The organism is Halorubrum sp. SD612, assembly GCF_002135005.1.
The window spans coordinates 1-16,150 of record NZ_NEWI01000069.1 but is presented as its reverse complement, the minus strand read 5'-3'; the positions used below and the strand labels follow the sequence as shown (position 1 = coordinate 16,150).

General features: G+C 71.3%; 20 protein-coding genes and 1 pseudogene. 8 read left to right on the top strand and 13 right to left on the bottom strand.

Annotated elements, in window-relative coordinates; genetic code table 11:
* Together B9G38_RS09365 and B9G38_RS09360 are read right to left on the bottom strand one after the other, a co-directional pair.
* Positions 1–1,944, bottom strand: a 1,944-nt coding sequence (locus tag B9G38_RS09365; protein ID WP_086220213.1) for a hypothetical protein, incomplete at its 3' end; no start/stop codon positions are given.
* 69 nt (positions 1,945–2,013) lie between these two features.
* Positions 2,014–2,919, bottom strand: a complete 906-nt coding sequence (locus tag B9G38_RS09360) for a glycerophosphodiester phosphodiesterase (RefSeq protein ID WP_086220212.1) — start codon at positions 2,917–2,919, stop codon at positions 2,014–2,016.
* A 173-nt stretch (positions 2,920–3,092) separates the two neighbouring features.
* On the opposite strand from B9G38_RS09360, the gene B9G38_RS09355 reads away from it, so the two are divergent.
* On the top strand, positions 3,093–3,488 hold the full coding sequence (locus tag B9G38_RS09355) for a hypothetical protein (protein WP_086220211.1): 396 nt from the start codon (positions 3,093–3,095) through the stop codon (positions 3,486–3,488).
* Between the two features lie 20 nt (positions 3,489–3,508).
* On the opposite strand, the gene hisE is transcribed toward B9G38_RS09355, so the two are convergent.
* The 3 genes from hisE to B9G38_RS09340 form a co-directional block, all read right to left on the bottom strand.
* Positions 3,509–3,835, bottom strand: coding sequence for a phosphoribosyl-ATP diphosphatase (hisE, locus tag B9G38_RS09350; RefSeq protein ID WP_086215760.1), 327 nt, complete (start codon positions 3,833–3,835; stop codon positions 3,509–3,511).
* On the bottom strand, positions 3,832–4,425 hold the full coding sequence (gene pdxT, locus B9G38_RS09345) for a pyridoxal 5'-phosphate synthase glutaminase subunit PdxT (protein WP_086220210.1): 594 nt from the start codon (positions 4,423–4,425) through the stop codon (positions 3,832–3,834). Before pdxT ends, hisE begins: the two co-directional genes overlap by 4 nt.
* A gap of 94 nt (positions 4,426–4,519) precedes the next feature.
* Entirely contained in the window at positions 4,520–4,681 is a 162-nt protein-coding gene (locus B9G38_RS09340) for a preprotein translocase subunit Sec61beta (RefSeq protein WP_049910744.1), read from the bottom strand.
* A 158-nt stretch (positions 4,682–4,839) separates the two neighbouring features.
* Between B9G38_RS09340 and B9G38_RS09335 the strand changes: the two genes are divergently transcribed.
* Positions 4,840–5,109, top strand: coding sequence for a co-chaperone YbbN (locus B9G38_RS09335; RefSeq protein ID WP_006111654.1), 270 nt, complete (start codon positions 4,840–4,842; stop codon positions 5,107–5,109).
* An 85-nt stretch (positions 5,110–5,194) separates the two neighbouring features.
* Positions 5,195–5,344: a 50S ribosomal protein L40e gene (locus B9G38_RS09330; protein ID WP_006629440.1), complete on the top strand. Its 150-nt coding sequence runs from the start codon at positions 5,195–5,197 to the stop codon at positions 5,342–5,344.
* A 238-nt stretch (positions 5,345–5,582) separates the two neighbouring features.
* On the opposite strand, the gene B9G38_RS09325 is transcribed toward B9G38_RS09330, so the two are convergent.
* Positions 5,583–6,224, bottom strand: a complete 642-nt coding sequence (locus B9G38_RS09325; RefSeq protein WP_086220209.1) for an MBL fold metallo-hydrolase — start codon at positions 6,222–6,224, stop codon at positions 5,583–5,585.
* A gap of 112 nt (positions 6,225–6,336) precedes the next feature.
* Here B9G38_RS09325 and B9G38_RS09320 point away from each other — a divergent pair, with 112 nt between their 5' ends.
* From B9G38_RS09320 to B9G38_RS09310, 3 genes are all read left to right on the top strand, one after another.
* The gene (locus B9G38_RS09320; RefSeq protein WP_007995123.1) at positions 6,337–6,519 is read left to right on the top strand and encodes a DUF5786 family protein; all 183 of its coding nucleotides are present in this window, start codon (positions 6,337–6,339) and stop codon (positions 6,517–6,519) included.
* Positions 6,520–7,086 carry a DUF99 family protein gene (locus B9G38_RS09315; protein ID WP_086220208.1) on the top strand — a complete coding sequence of 189 codons (567 nt, stop codon included), beginning with the start codon at positions 6,520–6,522 and terminating at the stop codon, positions 7,084–7,086.
* 65 nt (positions 7,087–7,151) lie between these two features.
* A complete protein-coding gene (locus B9G38_RS09310; protein ID WP_049931819.1) occupies positions 7,152–7,784 on the top strand; it encodes a uracil-DNA glycosylase family protein in 633 nt (210 codons plus the stop codon).
* A gap of 6 nt (positions 7,785–7,790) precedes the next feature.
* Here B9G38_RS09310 and B9G38_RS09305 read toward each other — a convergent pair whose 3' ends face one another.
* From B9G38_RS09305 to B9G38_RS09295, 3 genes are all read right to left on the bottom strand, one after another.
* Positions 7,791–8,798 carry an ABC transporter permease gene (locus B9G38_RS09305; RefSeq protein WP_086220207.1) on the bottom strand — a complete coding sequence of 336 codons (1,008 nt, stop codon included), beginning with the start codon at positions 8,796–8,798 and terminating at the stop codon, positions 7,791–7,793.
* Positions 8,795–9,613, bottom strand: coding sequence for a phosphonate ABC transporter ATP-binding protein (phnC, locus tag B9G38_RS09300; protein ID WP_049931823.1), 819 nt, complete (start codon positions 9,611–9,613; stop codon positions 8,795–8,797). Before phnC ends, B9G38_RS09305 begins: the two co-directional genes overlap by 4 nt.
* Positions 9,614–9,684: 71 nt before the next feature.
* Positions 9,685–10,725: a phosphate/phosphite/phosphonate ABC transporter substrate-binding protein gene (locus B9G38_RS09295; protein WP_086220206.1), complete on the bottom strand. Its 1,041-nt coding sequence runs from the start codon at positions 10,723–10,725 to the stop codon at positions 9,685–9,687.
* Between the two features lie 129 nt (positions 10,726–10,854).
* Between B9G38_RS09295 and hisH the strand changes: the two genes are divergently transcribed.
* Positions 10,855–11,508: an imidazole glycerol phosphate synthase subunit HisH gene (gene hisH / locus B9G38_RS09290; protein ID WP_049931826.1), complete on the top strand. Its 654-nt coding sequence runs from the start codon at positions 10,855–10,857 to the stop codon at positions 11,506–11,508.
* Between the two features lie 13 nt (positions 11,509–11,521).
* Here hisH and B9G38_RS09285 read toward each other — a convergent pair whose 3' ends face one another.
* The 4 genes from B9G38_RS09285 to B9G38_RS09275 form a co-directional block, all read right to left on the bottom strand.
* Complete coding sequence (locus tag B9G38_RS09285; RefSeq protein WP_086220205.1) at positions 11,522–12,535, bottom strand: aldo/keto reductase; 1,014 nt, start codon at positions 12,533–12,535, stop codon at positions 11,522–11,524.
* Between the two features lie 89 nt (positions 12,536–12,624).
* Entirely contained in the window at positions 12,625–12,768 is a 144-nt protein-coding gene (locus B9G38_RS17800; RefSeq protein ID WP_129452291.1) for a zinc ribbon domain-containing protein, read from the bottom strand.
* A gap of 91 nt (positions 12,769–12,859) precedes the next feature.
* Complete coding sequence (locus B9G38_RS09280) at positions 12,860–13,615, bottom strand: ABC transporter permease (RefSeq protein ID WP_049931830.1); 756 nt, start codon at positions 13,613–13,615, stop codon at positions 12,860–12,862.
* On the bottom strand, positions 13,612–14,646 hold the full coding sequence (locus B9G38_RS09275; RefSeq protein ID WP_086220204.1) for an ABC transporter ATP-binding protein: 1,035 nt from the start codon (positions 14,644–14,646) through the stop codon (positions 13,612–13,614). The genes B9G38_RS09280 and B9G38_RS09275 overlap by 4 nt, the downstream gene beginning before the upstream one ends.
* 146 nt (positions 14,647–14,792) lie before the next feature.
* On the opposite strand from B9G38_RS09275, the pseudogene B9G38_RS09270 reads away from it, so the two are divergent.
* Positions 14,793–16,150: pseudogene (locus tag B9G38_RS09270) on the top strand (bifunctional folylpolyglutamate synthase/dihydrofolate synthase); the annotation flags it as partial.

Here is a 16,150-nt window from a genome sequence, read left to right as displayed (position 1 = left end):
GCGGTCAGCCGGGTCGGGGACCGGGGAGCGGGTCTCTGGGGCAACGTCGGCGACGTAGCCGGTGAGCGGTGCCGGCCCGGGCTCCGGGCGCTCGATCCGGCTCGGACCCGCGCCGCGGTCCCCCGGTCCGTCCGAGCCGTCGCCGTCGTTCGGGGGGTCCGGGTTGACCCGGTACGCGCCGACCTCGTCGTCGGCGTCGCGGACCTCGGTCGTGTACGCGCCGCCGGCGTGGACGTAGGCGGCGTCGCTCCCGTCGATCGCGGAGTCGTAGATCCGCCCGGCGAAGTCGTCCTCGATCGCGGTCCGGGTCAGGTCGACGTCGCTCTCCGCGTCGTCGAGCTCAACCTTCCGCGCGTCCTCGCGGGCGACGAGCGGGATCTCGCCGTCGACGCCCGCCCTCGTCACCGGCTCGTCGGCCGAGACGGTCAGGGTCTCGCTGTGGGGGGCCCGCCCGGCGCCGTTGACCGTGAGCCGGTGGTCGCCCTCGGGGACGCCGTTCGCGACCGCGACGCCGCCGGCGAACGTCGGCACCGCTTCCGGGTCGCTCTCGATCAGCGCGAACGACTCGACGCTCGACTCGGTCGTGGTCAACCCCTCGCCGTCGGGCGCCTCGTCGCTCTCGGTCGCCCGCGTGACGCGCGCGACGACGGCGTCGAGCCCCCTGGCGGCCTCGTCGCCGAACGACGGGTCGTCGGCGATCGCGTCGTACCGGTCCGCCATCTCGGACCGGTGGTTCCCCGCAGTGACGTCGAGCGCGGGGTTCTCGTAGCGCGGCTGCTCCCACGGGACGCCGGTGGTCGTGATGTGGCTCGCGACCCCGTCCTCGACGGCCTCGGGCACGGCGAACTCGAAGCTGAGCTGCGGGCCGGTGAACGCGTCGATGTCCTCCAGCTCGGCGCTCTCCACCAGCTCGTACTCGACGACGGACTTGGCGGCCTCGGCGGCGAGCGCGGCGTCGTCGCCGTCGTCGGGGCGCTCGCCGTGTCGGAAGGCGATCCCCGTCTCCCGGAGCGGCAGGTCGGTCGGCGGCGAGCGCAGCGCGTCGAGCGACCGAACCGTCAGCGCGCCGTCGACCAGCGAGGACTCCGAGACCGACGGGAGGTCAGGGTGGTCGTAGATCGGCTCCCCTTCGTACTCGGGGACGACGAACGGCAATCGGGCCCCCTCGTCGCGGGGCAGACCGTAGGCGATCGGAATCCCGAGCAGGTCCTCGACCGTGTCGATCGTCGTGTTGGTGATGTCGGCGAGCAGGCCCTCCTCGCCGACGCGCCGGAAGCCGTCCGGGATTTCGTTGATCGAGAGCGTGCTGGAGTGCGAGCCGAGCTCGGGGAGGATCCGCGGGACGACCTCGGGGTCGGGGTCGAGGAACTCGTTGTTGGGCACGCTCCGCGAGTGCGAGCTGGCGACGTACAGCTGCGGGCCGCCCGAGTCGAGGTCGACGAAGACGTGGAGCACCTCCCAGTCGTGCCAGTGGAAGTTCGCGGTGAACTGGTCGAACGCGGAGTAGAGCCAGAACTGGACGACCGCCAGCGGGGAGTCCTCGTAGCGCATCCCGTTGTAGAAGACGGTCGGGTCTGGCGGCTCGCCCGCCTCGTCGTACCGCTCGTGGTAGCCGTCGAACGCGGCGAAGCCGTCGACGACCGTCTCGCCGTCCGCCTCGCTCGCGTACGGTCGCGGGTCGGTCGGGTACCACGGCTCGGCGCTGTCGAAGTACAGCGTCGGCGCGAACCGCGCCGCGAGTTCGTCGAGCCGGTCCGCGTCGAGATCGGTCGTCGACGCGTCGTCCGGCTCAGGGCCGGAACAGCCCGCGACCGCGGCGCTCCCGGCGCCCGCGAGCGCGCCGAGGACGGTCCGGCGGTCGACGCGGCTCGCGGGCGCCCCGCCGGGCGCTTCGTCCGGCCCGCTCCCCCTCGCACCGTCGCCGGCGTCGGCGTCCCGATCCATTTCCTGGGGCGACGTGAGCCGCACGAATAACACTTCTGCCGCCCGCGAGCCGCTCGTTCGTCTCGGTTGTCACGGCTCCCGGCGTCCCAGCGAGACGTCCGAGACGACAGCGCCGACGCCGTCGACCGACGCCACCGCGCCGTACTCCCGGGCCGAGGCGACCGTCCACGGCAGCACCCGCAGCCCGGCGGTCGCGGCCCGCGAGACGATATCCGTCCGGAGGCACAGCTCGTACCGCGGCGACACCGCCGCACAGCCCAGTGCCGTCGCTGTCTCGACGACCCCCGCCACGTCCTGCGGCGGATACGCCCACCTCGGCAGTCCGACCCCCGCTCGGCTCCCCGGGATCAGCGGCCTAAGCGGCCGCGCCGGGACCGACTCCCGGGCCCCGTAGACGGTCGGGACCGTCGGGTCGGCCGCGTTCGCGGCCTCGATGGCCGCGGGGTCGTCGGCGGCGACGGCGAGCCCGTGGTCGCGTTCCGCGCCGGCCGCGACCGCGTCGGCCGCCACGCCGCGCTCCTTCAGGTCGAGCAGGACCCACGCGTCCGACGGCACGGCGTCGAGCGCCGCGGCGAGCGTCGGCACCGGTTCCCCCGACCCCTCGACGGAGAGCTCGGCGAGCCGCCCCGCCGGGGTCCGGCCGACGCGACCGGTCGCGTCCGTCACCCGCCCCAGCGTCGCGTCGTGGAAGGCAACGAGCTCGCCCGTGCCGCAGCGGCGCACGTCGAGCTCGACCCGGTCGACGACGGCCGTCGCCGCCTCGATAGCCGCGACCGTGTTCTCCGGGTGTTCGGCCGCGAAGCCGCGGTGCGCGACGAGCGGAGGGTCCCCCCTACCGGCGGCCGCGTCGGCCCCCGCGGCGTAGCCGTCGTTTCCGCCGGCATCGCCGCTCCCGCGCCCGGCGCAACCGGCGAGGGCGGCCGACCCCGTCGCCGCGACCGCACCGACCGCGAGCGCCCCGCTCCGCCGAAGCATCGCTCTGCGGGTCGCTTCCGTCCGCGCGTCGGATCCAGGCGGGGCGGCGTCGCACACGGCGGTCTCACCGTCTGACGTTCGGCGCCACGGACAAAAGTCCGGGGGCACGGACCGAACCGCGCGACGCCGTCTCCGGGAGAAGGTATTTGCGGCCGGCAGCCCGATTCCGGGGTATGGACGGGAAGCAGGCCCTCTACTACGCGGCGATCGCGATCGCGGTGTTGATCGGGGTCGGTATCGTCGTCAGCGTGGTCTCCGCGCTCGTGAGCCTCGTCTGGACGATCGTCTCCGGGGTCGTCTCGCTCGCGGTGCTGGCGGGGCTCGTTTACGTCGCCTACAAGGCCGGCTCGTGGCTGCTCGGTGAGGGCGGCTCGCCGTCGCTCGACTCGATCGGCTCGGAGTCCGCCTCGTCGACCTCGGTCGACGCCGGGAGCAGCCGTCAGGACCGCCTCCGGAAGCAGTACGTCGAGGGACAGATCAGCGAGGCGGAGTTCGAGCGGCGCATCGGCAAGGAGTTGGAGACCGAGGAGGTCGACGAGATCGACCGCGAACTCGAACGGGAGCGGTAGGCGTCGACCGCCGCGGGGACTCAGAACCGCTCGCGGAGCTCAGCGCGTAAGTCGTCGACGTCGAGGTCCTTCATCGCGAACAACACGAGCAGGTGGTAGACGAGGTCGGCGCTCTCCGCGGTGAGCTCCTCGCGGTCGTCGTCCTTCGCCGCGAGGATGGCCTCAGTCGTCTCCTCGCCGACCTTCTCTAAGACCGCGTTCTCTCCCTTCTCGTGGGTGAACAGGGACGCGGTGTACGACCCCTCCGGGAGCTCCTCCTTGCGCGACTCGATGGTGGCGAACAGCTCGTCGAGGACGGCCTCGGGCGGCTCGTCCGCGCTCGATTCGCCCTCGGCCGGATCGCTCACGCGACCACCTCCCGCTCGGGGAAGAAGGCGAGGTCGTGGATCCGCGGGTCGTCGGTGAGCTCCGGGTGGAACGCGGTGGCCACGACCGGCCCGTCGCGCACCGCGACCGGGCGCCCGTCGACGGTCGCGAGCGTCTCGACGCCGTCGCCCACGTCGTCGATGGCCGGCGCGCGGATGAACACGGCGTGGAAGGGGTCGTCGAGGCCGGTCACCGGGACCTTCGCCTCGAAGGAGTCCTTCTGCCGGCCGAACGCGTTGCGGTCGACGGAGACGTCGACCAGCCCCAGCGGCTCGACCCGGTCGTCCTTCGCGTCGGTCGAGCAGACGATCAGTCCGGCGCAGGTGGCGAGGATCGGCTTCCCGGCCGCGACGTGGTCCCGTATCTCCGCGGCGATCCCCTCGCGGTGGATCAGCCGCGAGATGGTCGTCGACTCCCCGCCCGGCATCAGGAGGACGTCGCAGTCGGGCACGACCCCCGACTCTCGGATCTCGACGACCTCCGCGGACTCGTCGTGGGCGGCCGCGGCGTTGCGGACGGCGGCGGCGTGTTCGGCCACGTCGCCCTGGACGGCGATGACGCCTGCTTTCATACGTATCGGTGGGGCGGGCGCGTGGAAAAAGGGCGCGCTACGCGACCGGTCGACTCGGGATCGGTGCGTCGGCAGAACGGGAACGGCGAGGCCGTTACGCGACCGTCAGCGAGAGGATCTGGACGAACACGCCGAAGAGGACGCAGAACGCGAGGACCGTCTTGGGGTCGATCGCGATGGCGTTCCGGTCCTCGTTCTCGAAGTAGCGGACCAGTCCCGCACTGGACATCAGCCCGCCGGAGTTGGAACCACTCATGTCCGCTTCTGGACGGCGACGCGTCCTAAACGTTTCGTTCGTCGTTCGGACCGTGTTCGCGCCACCGTCGCGCCGTCGCCCGGTCGAGCCGCCGCCGAGCGCGCGCACGCACAAGTGGGAAACCCTTATGCGCGGCCCGGCGGTAGTTGACCGCGACTATGACCGTTCGACTGCTGGATTTCCACGCCGAGTGGTGCGGCCCGTGTAAGACCCAAGACCCCATCCTGGAGGAGATCCAGGAAGACCTCGGCGACGCGTTCGAGCTCCAGAAGGTCGACGTCGACGAGGAGCAGGACGTCGCGAACCAGTACCAGGTCCGCTCGCTCCCGACGCTCATCGTCGAGAACGATGACGGCGTCGTCGACCGCTTCGTCGGCGTCACGCAGCGCGAGGACATCGAGGCCGCCCTCTCGGAAGCGGGCGCCTGACCAGGACTTTCGCCGACTAGCCTCTCCTCCCGCGACCGTCGCGGCGTCTCGCAACCTTTTACAGCACCGCCCGCACAGTAGCCGTATGGCCAGTTTCGACGCCGCCGAACGTCGCATGCTCGACCGACAGATCTGTATGCGCTGTAACGCCCGCAACGCCTCCGAGGCCGAGCGCTGCCGCAAGTGCGGCTACACCAAGCTCCGCCCGAAGGCGACCGAGCGCCGCGCGGCGTAACCCGGGCGTTTCCGGGTCGTTCACGGCCCTTCTCGCGGACTCTCCTCCTGACCGCCAGCCGCGCGTGTGCCTCGCTCCGCCCCAGCCTCGCGGTTCGCTCGGGGCTCCCTTCGGTCACCCCTCTCTCACCGCGTCCCTCGCACGCGCTCCTCGCGACCGCCGAAGGCGGCCGCTCGGAGGCGCGCGCCGAAGTCGGTGGTCGGTCTCGCCGTCACTCTGTTTTAAACCCGGCTCCCGCTCACCCGTCGGGGTATTTCGGCTCGCGGCGCTCGGCGCGCTCCGTCGCGCGCTCGATCACCTCGCGGAGGGTCTCCGGGCCGTCGACGGCGCGGTAGATGTCGCCGTGGCCGGGGAACATCGCATCCGTGGAGTCGGGCAGCCGGTCGAGGATCTCGCGGAGACTCTCGATCAGGCGCTCGCGCGACTGGCCGGCCATGTCGGTCCGGCCGAACGAGCCGTCGTCGAAGGCGCCGTCGTTGTACACCACCACGTCGCCCGAGTAGAGCCGCTCTGCGCCGACGAGCGAGACGTGGTCGTCGGCGTGTCCGGGGGTGTAGACGACCTCGCAGGACTCGTCGCCGACCACCACCTCGTCGCCGTCCCCGAGCGCGGCGTCCCGGAGCGGGTGATCGGCGTACGCGAGCACTTCCGCGTCGAAGCGCTCGACCACCGCGCCGAGCTCGCCCACGTGGTCGCGGTGCTGGTGCGTGATCACGACGCGGTCGAGGCCGTCGACGCCGGCGTCGGCGAGGGCGTCGGCGACGGCGTCCTCGACGCCGGGCATCGTTCCCGCGTCGACGAGCGTCGTCTCGTCCCCGACGACGAGGTACGCGTTACAGGTGAACTCTTCCGCGTCCGCGGTGACGGTGATCGGCTCCATGCCTCCACTCGCTCGCGGAGCGACAAAAGCGTACAGTCGCACCCCAGCGAGCCCCTCGGGTCCGCTGACGGCCGTGGATTTATCACTCACCCCCTGTTACTGTCACACACAAATGGGCTTCGGCAGCTACGACGAGTCCGAACAGGAGAATCAGGACCTGGACGCGGACTTCGACGACGATGACGGCGTCCGGGCTGCCCAGGAGACCCACCAAGGGTCCGTGGACTACGAACCCGGCGCCTCGAACGACGAGCTTCTCGACCGGCTCCAGGAGATAAAGTCCGAGGACGCGTGAGTGACCACGCCGAGCCGCGCGCTCGGCGTCGCTTTCTCTGACGCCCGCGACGCGAGCCACGGGGCCGGCGTCGTCGTTCGCGCCGACGGGACCCCCGACGGCTTCGCGTTCGCGCGGTGTACCGTCGGCGGCACCGACGCGACCGACGCAGTGATCGACTGCTGGCGCACGCTCGCCCGCGAGGATGTCCGCCACGTGGTCTGTGCGGGGGTCGCGCCCGCGTGGTTCAACCTCCTCGACCTCGACGAACTCGCCGAGACGCTCGACCGCCCGGTCTACGCCGTGAGCTACGAGGCGAGCCCCGGGCTCGAACCGGCGCTCCGGGGCGCGTTCGACGGCGAGGCCCTCGCCGACCGGCTCGCCGCGTACCGGTCGCTTCCGCCCCGCGTTCCGGTCGGCGACCCGGACTCGGATCGGCCCCGATTCGTCCGCGCGGTCGGTATCGAACCGGAGCGCGCCGCCGCGGCGATCCGGGGACTCACTCGCGACGGCTTCCGGCGCTGTGAGCCCCTCCGGATCGCGGCGCTCGCCGCGAGCGCGCACCGTGAGGCGGCGACGGCCGAGTAGGCGGGGCTCGGCGTGCGGCCCGTTCGACCGACGCTACTTAGACGACCGCGCCCGGAGGCGTGGGCATGAGCGAACACGGCGGCGACGGCTCCGCGCTCGACGAGGACCTCCGAGTGCCATCCTGCGAGCGGTGCCCGGCGCTGGTGGAGTCGCGGAGCCGGATCGTCGACGGCGTCGGCCCGACGAACGCGGACCTGCTGTTCGTCGGCGAGGGGCCGGGCGCGACCGAGGACGAGGAGGGCGAGCCGTTCGTGGGGCGGTCCGGCGACGTGCTCGACGAGGCGCTGCGCGACGCGGGGCTCGCCCGCGCCGACGTGCGGATCACGAACTGCGTGCGCTGCCGACCGCCGGACAACCGCGACCCGACGACCGAGGAGCTGGCGAACTGCCGCGGGTACCTCGAAGGCGAGATCGACCGACTCGACCCGGAGCTGATCGTGACGCTCGGGAAGGTGCCGAGCGAACACCTCCTCGACCGCTCGGTCGCGATCACCGGCGAGTCCGGCGACGTGGTCGACGCGCGGCTCGCCGGCGTGTCGCGGCGCGTACTGTTATCCGTCCACCCCGCAGCGACGCTGTACGACCGGAGTCAGCGCGACGGCTTCTTCGAGACGATCGCCCGGGCGGCCGAACTGAGCGGCGTCAGCGACCGGGGAGAAAACGGCGGCGACGGCCAGTCGCGGCTCGGCGAGTTCTGAGTCGGCTCAGTCGCGGCGGTTGCCGACGCCGAGCCACTTCTTCGGGTCGAACAGGCCGCGGATCGCTTCGATGAGCCCCTTCCCCTCGTGCTCGCCCGGCCGGAGCCGGGCGCGGATGCGCGAGGAGATGAGTTCGATGCCGAGGACGACGATGAACACCATCACCAGCCCCGCGGCGGTCTGCTGGAACTCAAAGAGGTCCTGACTGTTCCGGATCATCAGTCCGAGCCCGCCAGCGCCGACGACGCCGAGCGAGATCGCGATCCGGGTGTTGATCTCTAAGATGTACAGCGTCCACGCGATGAAGGAGCGGGAGACCTGACTCAACATCCCGAAGCTCACGGTCTGGGTGCCCGACGCACCGGTCGACCGGATCGCCTCGATCGGCCCCTCCTCGATCTCTTCGAGGTCGTCGGTGAACAGGCGGCCGAGGTTCCCGATGCTGTCGGTCGCGATCGCGAGCACCGCTGTCACCTGTCCCGGTGGGCCGATGGGGATGTACAGGAAAATCCAGACGATGGCGGGGATGGCGCGGATCCCGCTGAGGGTACCCCGGAAGATGAAGTTGAACGGGAACGGCGTGACGCGCTCGCTCCCGAGGACCCCGAGGACGAGCGCGAACGGGAAGGCGAACACGGTGCCCATGATGCCGAGCAGGAGCGTCACGAGGCTCGCCTTCACCAGCGACTGCCGCGACGACTGGAAGCTCTCGATGATGTGGGCGCCGCCGTCGCCGAAGCTCGCGGGGATCGCTTGTAGCCCGCTGATCCCCTGGTCTTTGGTGTAGATCGTGAAGTTCTGGAAGTCCGGCGGGAAGAAGCCAGTCGAGATGAACTCGTACATCCCCGGGAGCCGCCCGGCGACGACGTTGGGCTGGAACCCGATGAAGCCGAGACCCCAGTAGGTGACGCCGAGAACGGCCGCGAGCAGCCCGGCCCACAGGAGGTATTTGAGTCGGCGGAGCCGTTCGAGCGCGCGGAACTGGTCGTCGATCGCCGAGTCTGGCGAGCTCACGCCCGCTCACCCCCGTCGGCGGCGGCGTCGACGTCGGCGTCGCTCCCGCCGAGTTCGTCGCCGCTCGTTCCGGTCGGAACCGTCTTGCCGCCTTGGGCTTCGCCGTAGTAGATCCGGTCCATCTCGTCCATGGTGAGGTCGTCGGCGTCGCCGTCGAAGATCACCTCGCCGCCGCGGATCCCGAGGAACCGGTCCCCGAACTCTCGCGCGATGTTCACCTGGTGGAGGCTGGTGATCGTGGTGAGGTCCTGCTCGGTCGCCGCCTTCTTGAGGTAGCGCATCACGTCGCGGGCCGCCTTCGGGTCGAGGCTGGCAACCGGCTCGTCGGCGAGGACGATCTCGGGGTTCTGGACGAGCGCGCGGGCGATCCCGACGCGCTGTTTCTGTCCCCCGCTCATCGACTCAGCGCGCTGCCCGGCCTCGTCGAGGAGGCCGACGGTCTGGAGTGCCTCCAGGGCGGTCCGCTTGTCCGCGTCGTCGTGCATTCCGAGGGCGCTCCGGAGGAGCCCGTTCCGCGAGAGCGCCCCGGATAGCGCGTTGCCGAACGCGGTCTTGCTCTCGATGAGGTAGTGTTCCTGGAACACCATCCCGACCCCGCTGCGGTTCCCTTGAAGCTCTTCGCCGCCGATGCGAACGGACCCCTCGGTGGGTTCCGTGAGCCCGTTCAACACCCGCAACATCGTCGACTTGCCGGCACCGGAGGGACCGAGCAGAATGACGAACTCCCCCTCGTCGATGGTGAACGACACGTCGTCGAGGGCGACGGTGTCCTCGTCGTATATTTTACTGACGTTTTCGAATTCGATCGTTGGCATGAGGTGTGAGTTTGTCCAAAAACAGACCGATCGTGTGAAAAACGATCCGAAGTTGGGGGACCATGAGGGATCTACTGGTTGAAGATGTCGGTTCCGACGCCGAGCTCGTCGGCGACGTCGATGACGGACTGGTAGTCGTCCTGGGTCGCCCCGCGGACGCGGCTGAACCAGAGGTCGTCTCCGGTGCCGTCCTCGCCGTCCGCGCCGTAGTAGATGCTGTCCGGGCCCTCCAGGAACGCCTCCTGGATGGCGCTTTTCACGTCGTCGTCGAGCTCGGGCGAGACCACGATCGGTGCGCGCGGGAGCCCCTCGTCCTCGTGGAGGGTAGTCGCGACCTCCTGCCACTCGTCCGGCGTGGGGCCGGTCTTCGTGTCGCGGACGAAGCCGCCCATCGCGGCCGCGTCGACCTGGCCCTGTTCGAGGAGGGTGTACGAGCCGACGTGGCCGCCGGCGAAGCGGGCGTCGAACTCGGCCTGCGAGCCGTTGCCCTCGGGGAGCTCGCCGACGTCGAGGTCCCCCTGGCTCGACATGCTGTACAGCGGGTACAGCGCGCCGCTGGTGGAGAGCCGGTCGGAGAACGCGACCGTCTTCCCGGAGAGGTCGGACAGCGCGGTGATGTCGCTGTCGTTCGGCGTCGCGATGATGCTCTTGTACGTCCAGCCGCCGTAGCCGTACCGCTGGAGGATGACCTCCGCGTTGCCGGTCTTCACGCCGAGGGCGGCCGCGAACGGCCCGGTCTCGGCGATGTCCAGCGTCCCCTGGCCGAGAGACTGGATGATGGCGCTGTAGTTGCTTCCGATGGTCCCCTCAACGCTGAGGTCGCTGGGGACATCGTAGTTCTCCCGGAGGTAGCTCCCGATGTGCTCTTCGAGCGGGGAGTACTGTACGTTGAGGTCCTCCTGCGGGACGGACGGCGAGATGCCGAAGTCGATCGTGCCGTCGCCGCCGAACGTCATCTCCGGTTCGCTGTCCGACCCGTCGGAGCCGTCCGACCCGTCAGAGCCGTTCATGCCGTCGGAGCCGTCCGACCCGTTGCCGCCGCCGCTACAGCCGGCCAGTCCAACGATGCTTGCCGCACCCGCGATCTTGAGGAATTGGCGTCGTCGCTCCATGAGGAGTACGTGTGTGGGTTTTACTGTTCTATCAAAAGTGTTGCTGTTCAAATATACGTACGGCTACGTACCGCTATGCAACGCCTCACGGATGGAAACTGACTTCCACCGCGGTCGCGAACCGGAACCATGGACGAATCTCCACCGGACCGCGACGTGTCCGTCGCGCTCGTGGACTACGGGCTCGGGAACCTCCGGTCGGCGACTCGGGGGTTGGAGCGCGCGGGCGCGACCGTCGAGATCACCGACGATCCCGAGGCGTTCGCCGCGGCCGACGGCGTCGTTCTCCCGGGCGTCGGCGCGTTCCGCGAGGGGATGGAGAACGCCGGCCCGCTGCGCGAGGCGTTGACCGACCACGCCGAGGCCGGTCGCCCCCTCTTCGGGATCTGTCTCGGGATGCAGATGCTCCTGACGACGAGCGAGGAGGCCGACCACGAGGGCGAGGGCGAGGTGACCGGACTCGACCTGATCTCCGGTACCAACGTGCGCTTCGAGGTGGACCGGAAGGTGCCGCACATGGGCTGGAACGAGCTGGAAGTCGAGCGGGAGCATCCGCTGGTCGAGGGAGTCGACGGCGAGTACGCCTACTTCGTCCACTCCTACTACGCCGAGCCGGACGACGCCGACGCGGTCGTCGCCACCGCCGACTACGGGGTCGACTTCCCGGCGGTCGTCGCCAACGAGGCCGGCAACGTGTTCGGCACGCAGTTCCACCCCGAGAAGAGCGGCGAGACGGGGCTGACGATCCTGCGGAACTTCGTCGACTACTGCGCGGAGCGGTAGCCCCCGTTCCCTTCTACAGCGCGTCGTACGGCCCCGGCTTGGCCGCGGTCAGCCGGTCGACCTGCTCGTCCGACAGGTCGATCGTCGCCGCCGCGAGGTTCTCGCGCAGCTGGTCGACCGTCCGGGCGCCGACGATGGGCGCGGTGACGCCGTCGCGGTGCGCGAGCCACGCGAGCGCGGTCTGCGCGGGCGACGCGCCGACCTCGTCGGCGACCGCGTCCAGCTCGTCGTGGACGTCGAAGTTCCCCTCGGTGAGGTACGCCTCCTGGAAGCGGCTCGACTCGGCGGCCTTCGAGTCGTCGGGGAGGTCCGCGTCGCGGTCGTACTTCCCCGTCAGGAAGCCCTGCCCGAGCGGGCTCCACGGGGAGACGGCGAGATTCTGCTGGCGCGCGAACTCGAGGTAGTCCCCCTCGATCTCGCGGTCGACGAGGTTGTACCGCGGCTGGAGCACCGTGAACGGCTCCCACCCCTCGCTGCGGGTGATCGCGTTGGCGCGGGCGACCTTCCAGGCGTTCGGGCGGAGCGTGGAGGCGCCGAGGTAGTGGACCTTGCCGGACTCGACGAGCCCGTTGAGCGTCTTCATCAGCTCGCGGGCCGGCGTCTCGTCGTCCCAGCGGTGGATGTAGAGGACATCGATGTAGTCGGTGTCGAGCCGGTTGAGGAGGGCGTCGACGCGGTGGCGGACGTTCTTGCGGTTCGTCCCGCGGCTGTTCGGGTCGCCGTCGCGGATCTGCCAGTACACCTTCGACGCGATCGTGTAGCGCTCCCGGTCCCGCTCGGCGAGCCAGTCGCCGATCCAGCGCTCGCAGTCGCCGCCGCCGTACACGTCGGCGGTGTCGATGTACCGCCCGCCGGCCGCCTCGTAGGCGTCGAGCAGCTCGTGGGCGCGCTCCTCGTCGATCTCCACGTTCCCCGCCTCGGTCACGCGGCCGAACCGCCACGTGCCGAACTGGAGCTCGCTCGTCCGCAGGCCGGTTCGGCCGAGCGGCACGGTTCCCAGGTCGATCTCGTCGAGTTCGGGCGTCATCGCCGAACGGTTGTCGCGGTCGACGCAAAAAGGCACAGCAAGCGGACGCGATGTGTCAACGAGTGTCGATCGCAGGGGCCCAGTGGCGGCTACTCACAGGTCACGGCGAAGTGCTCCTCGGCCGCGGCCGCGGTACACACCGGGCAGCCGGTGTCGAGGATCGTCTTTCGCATCGCGTCGTTGACCTCGATAGTCTGGTCGCAATCCGGACAGGTGAAGTGAACGGTGGTCAACGGCCTTCCTCTCGGTTCACGGATGCGCGGGCTGTGACCATAAATGAACGGTTCCGAACCGCGGCGCCGACGCCGCCTCGGAGGCGAGCCCTCACTCGGTGCGCGGGACCGCGTACGCGCCGACCGCGAGGAAGACGGCCGCGAGCGCGGTCAACACCAGCAGGTCGCCGGTCCACGCGCCGCCCTCGAAGGTGATCGCCCGGGTCCCCCGCGCGAAGTACGTCAGCGGCGAGGCCGCGACCGCGGGCCGGAACCACGCCGGCAGCAGCGACGGGGTGACGAACGTCTCGGAGAGGAAGAGGAGCGGGAGCGCGACCGTGTTGCTCGCGGCGATCACGCCGTCCTGCGAGTCGGCGAGCGCGCCGAGGACGGCCCCGAGCCCGCAGAACAGCGCGACCGCGACCGCGACGAAGACCGGCAGGACGGCCAGCGCGGGCGAGAGGATGAGCGTCGCGTCGGTCACCGCCAGCACGAGCCCGAGGATGAGCAGGCTCGCGGCGCCGATGATCCCGACGTTGACGAGCGTGTGCGCGAGCAGCCACTCGGCGCGGGAGAGGGGCGTCGTCGCGAGCTTCTCGAACCGCCCGCCGTCGCGGTGGCGCGCGATCTCGGACCCGACGCGCGACAGCGGCGTGAACAGGACGACGACCGCGAGGTAGCCGGGGATGTAGTAGCCCGCGGGCTCGGCGAAGAGGCCGCCGCCGGTCGGCTGGGTCCGCACCAGCGCGCCGAAGATGACGACGAGGATGACCGGGAAGAAGAAGGTGAAGAACACCGCCGTCCGGCGGCGCGTGAACGAGCGCGCCGCCGCGACCGCCTCCGTCCGGACCCGCCCGAGGCGGCTCATCGCTCCCCTCCGTCGGTGACGGCCTTGGTCGCTTCCGCCGCGCCGCCCCGCCGCGCGTACTCCTCGCCGGTGAGCCGCAGGTACACGTCCTCCAGCGACGGCTCGGACCACGAGAGCGAGTCGAACGCGACGCCGGCCGCGTCGAGCGCGTCGACCGCGTCCCCGATCGCCTCCGGGCGGACGCCGCGCACCCGGAGCCCGCCGTCGGTCGCCTCGACGGTCGGGTCGTCCCCGAGGCGCTCGCGGACGCCGGCCGCGACGCGCTCGACGGTCTCCTCGCCCGTCGCCGTCGCGGTGTCGGCGTCGAGGCGGGGCGCGCCACCGTGCTCGGCGACCAGTCGGTCGGGGGCTCCGCTCGCGACGACCCGCCCGTCGCGGAGCAGCGCGACCCGGTCGGCGAGCCGCTCGACCTCGTCCATCGCGTGGCTCGTGAGGAAGACGGTCGTCCCGCCGGCCGCGAGCCGCTCGATCAGGCGGTGGATCGCCCGGCGGCCGGCCGGGTCGATCCCCGTCGTCGGCTCGTCGAGGAAGAGGAGGTCGGGGTCGTTGACGACGGCGGTCGCGACGCAGGTGCGCCGCTGCTGGCCCCCGGAGAGCGTCTCGTACCAGGTGTCGGCGTCGTCCGCCATCCCCACGTCATCGAGGACGGACTCGGTGTCGCGGGCCGCGTCGTACAGCCCGCCGTAGTAGTCGACCAGCTCCCGAGCCGTGAGCCGCGCGGGCGGGTCGAACGACTGCGGCAGCAGCCCGATCCGGGCCGGGTCGACCGCCGCCGGCGCCTCGCCGAAGACGCGCAGGTCGCCCTCGGCCTCGGTGGTCCCCGTGAGCGCGCGCACCAGCGTCGTCTTCCCGGCGCCGTTCGGTCCGATGAGCCCGAACACCTCGCCGGCCGCGACGTCGAGGTCGACCCCGTCGAGCGCGACGACCTCGCCGTACTCCTTCCGGACCCCCTCGCCGGCGACGACGGGGTCGGCCGCGGCCCCGTCGGCGGCCGTTCCCGCGGCGGCGTCGGCGGTCGCTGTCTCGTCCATGCGATCGACTGCGGCCGCCGCGCGCGTAAGGGTTACTTTTCGGTCGACGCAGGGGTGTCGGCCCCTCCGGCGCGGTCGTGGTCACCGCGCCCGCTCTCCCGGTCAGGTCCGTTACGTCTAAGCGACGCGCCGCCGACTCACGGGACATGCACTACCACGAGGCGGCGGCGTTCCTCTTCGACCTCCGCCGCTTCTCGGTCAAGCCCGGCACGGATCGGGTGGAGGCGCTGCTCGCGCACCTCGGGGACCCGCAGGCGGACGTTCCGTTCGTCCAGATCGCCGGCTCGAACGGGAAGGGCAGCGCGGCGCGGCTGACCGAGTCGGTCCTCCGGGAGGCGGGGCTGTCGGTGGGGCTGTACACCTCGCCGCACCTCTCCGCGCTCGCCGAGCGGGTCCGCGTCGACGGCCGGCAGATGACCGAGTCGGCGATCGCCGACTTCGTCGAGGCGGTGCGCCCGTGGCTGATCGACCGGGCGGCCGCCGGCGAGCCGCTCACCTTCTTCGAGGTCGTCACGGCGATGGCCGTCCGCGAGTTCGCGCGGCGCGACGTGGACGTGGCCGTCCTGGAGGTCGGCCTCGGCGGCGAGTACGACGCGACCAGCGCGGTCGACCCCGTCGCGACCGCCGTGACGAACGTCTCGCTCGAACACACCGACGTGCTGGGCGACACGATCGCCGAGATCGCCCGGACGAAGGCCCGGATCGCCCACCCCGACGCGCCGCTCGTCACCGCCTGTGAGGGCGAGGCGCTCGACGTGGTCCGCGAGGTCGCCGGCGAGGCGGGCGCGCCGGTGACGCGAGTGGTCGGTGACGGCGCGTCGGAGGCGGCCGATCCCGATGATAGCGACGAGGACACCGAAGCCGACGATAGCGACGAGGACGCCGAAGCCGACGATAGGGACGAGGACGCTGAACCCGACGAGCGCGACGAGGGCGCCGACCCCACCGATAGCGATGCCGAACCCGACGACCCGCCGGCGTTCGCGGCGAGCTACGAGGGTCGCGTCAGCGCCACCGACGCCGAGGTCGCGCTCGCCGGCGAGCGCGAGGGCACCTACCGAATCCCGCTCGTCGGGCGCCATCAGGCGACGAACGCGGCCGTCGCCGTCGCGCTCGCGGACCGGACCGCGGCAGCGTTGCGAACCGACCTCGACGACCGCGACGTGCGCGACGGCCTCGCGCGGGCGACGTGGCCCGGCCGGTTCGAGGTGGTCGACACCGCGCCGCTGACCGTCCTCGACGGCGCGCACAACCCCGCGGCCGCCCGCACGCTCGCCGCGACGCTCGCCGAGTACGACTACGACGACCTCCACCTCGTGTACGCGGCGATGCACGACAAGGACCACGCCGAGACGGCTGCGGCGCTCCCGGACGCGGCGACGGCGAACAGCGAGCCGACGAGCAGCACGCAGTCGCCCGCCTCGGCGCGGTCGACCGCGTGACCGCCGGCGACGACGTGGCGGACGCGCTCGCGGCGGCGGTCGACCGCGCCGAGGCGGGCGAC

Excerpts from the sequence above, each read along its gene's own strand:
- B9G38_RS09360 (WP_086220212.1), bottom strand. The coding sequence starts at position 2,919 with ATGCTTCGGCGGAGCGGGGCGCTCGCGGTCGGTGCGGTCGCGGCGACG.
- B9G38_RS09355 (WP_086220211.1), top strand. The coding sequence starts at position 3,093 with ATGGACGGGAAGCAGGCCCTCTACTACGCGGCGATCGCGATCGCGGTG.
- pdxT (WP_086220210.1), bottom strand. The coding sequence starts at position 4,425 with ATGAAAGCAGGCGTCATCGCCGTCCAGGGCGACGTGGCCGAACACGCC.
- B9G38_RS09340 (WP_049910744.1), bottom strand. The coding sequence starts at position 4,681 with ATGAGTGGTTCCAACTCCGGCGGGCTGATGTCCAGTGCGGGACTGGTC.
- B9G38_RS09335 (WP_006111654.1), top strand. The coding sequence starts at position 4,840 with ATGACCGTTCGACTGCTGGATTTCCACGCCGAGTGGTGCGGCCCGTGT.
- B9G38_RS09330 (WP_006629440.1), top strand. The coding sequence starts at position 5,195 with ATGGCCAGTTTCGACGCCGCCGAACGTCGCATGCTCGACCGACAGATC.
- B9G38_RS09325 (WP_086220209.1), bottom strand. The coding sequence starts at position 6,224 with ATGGAGCCGATCACCGTCACCGCGGACGCGGAAGAGTTCACCTGTAAC.
- B9G38_RS09320 (WP_007995123.1), top strand. The coding sequence starts at position 6,337 with ATGGGCTTCGGCAGCTACGACGAGTCCGAACAGGAGAATCAGGACCTG.
- B9G38_RS09310 (WP_049931819.1), top strand. The coding sequence starts at position 7,152 with ATGAGCGAACACGGCGGCGACGGCTCCGCGCTCGACGAGGACCTCCGA.
- phnC (WP_049931823.1), bottom strand. The coding sequence starts at position 9,613 with ATGCCAACGATCGAATTCGAAAACGTCAGTAAAATATACGACGAGGAC.
- B9G38_RS09295 (WP_086220206.1), bottom strand. The coding sequence starts at position 10,725 with ATGGAGCGACGACGCCAATTCCTCAAGATCGCGGGTGCGGCAAGCATC.
- hisH (WP_049931826.1), top strand. The coding sequence starts at position 10,855 with ATGGACGAATCTCCACCGGACCGCGACGTGTCCGTCGCGCTCGTGGAC.
- B9G38_RS09285 (WP_086220205.1), bottom strand. The coding sequence starts at position 12,535 with ATGACGCCCGAACTCGACGAGATCGACCTGGGAACCGTGCCGCTCGGC.
- B9G38_RS09280 (WP_049931830.1), bottom strand. The coding sequence starts at position 13,615 with ATGAGCCGCCTCGGGCGGGTCCGGACGGAGGCGGTCGCGGCGGCGCGC.
- B9G38_RS09275 (WP_086220204.1), bottom strand. The coding sequence starts at position 14,646 with ATGGACGAGACAGCGACCGCCGACGCCGCCGCGGGAACGGCCGCCGAC.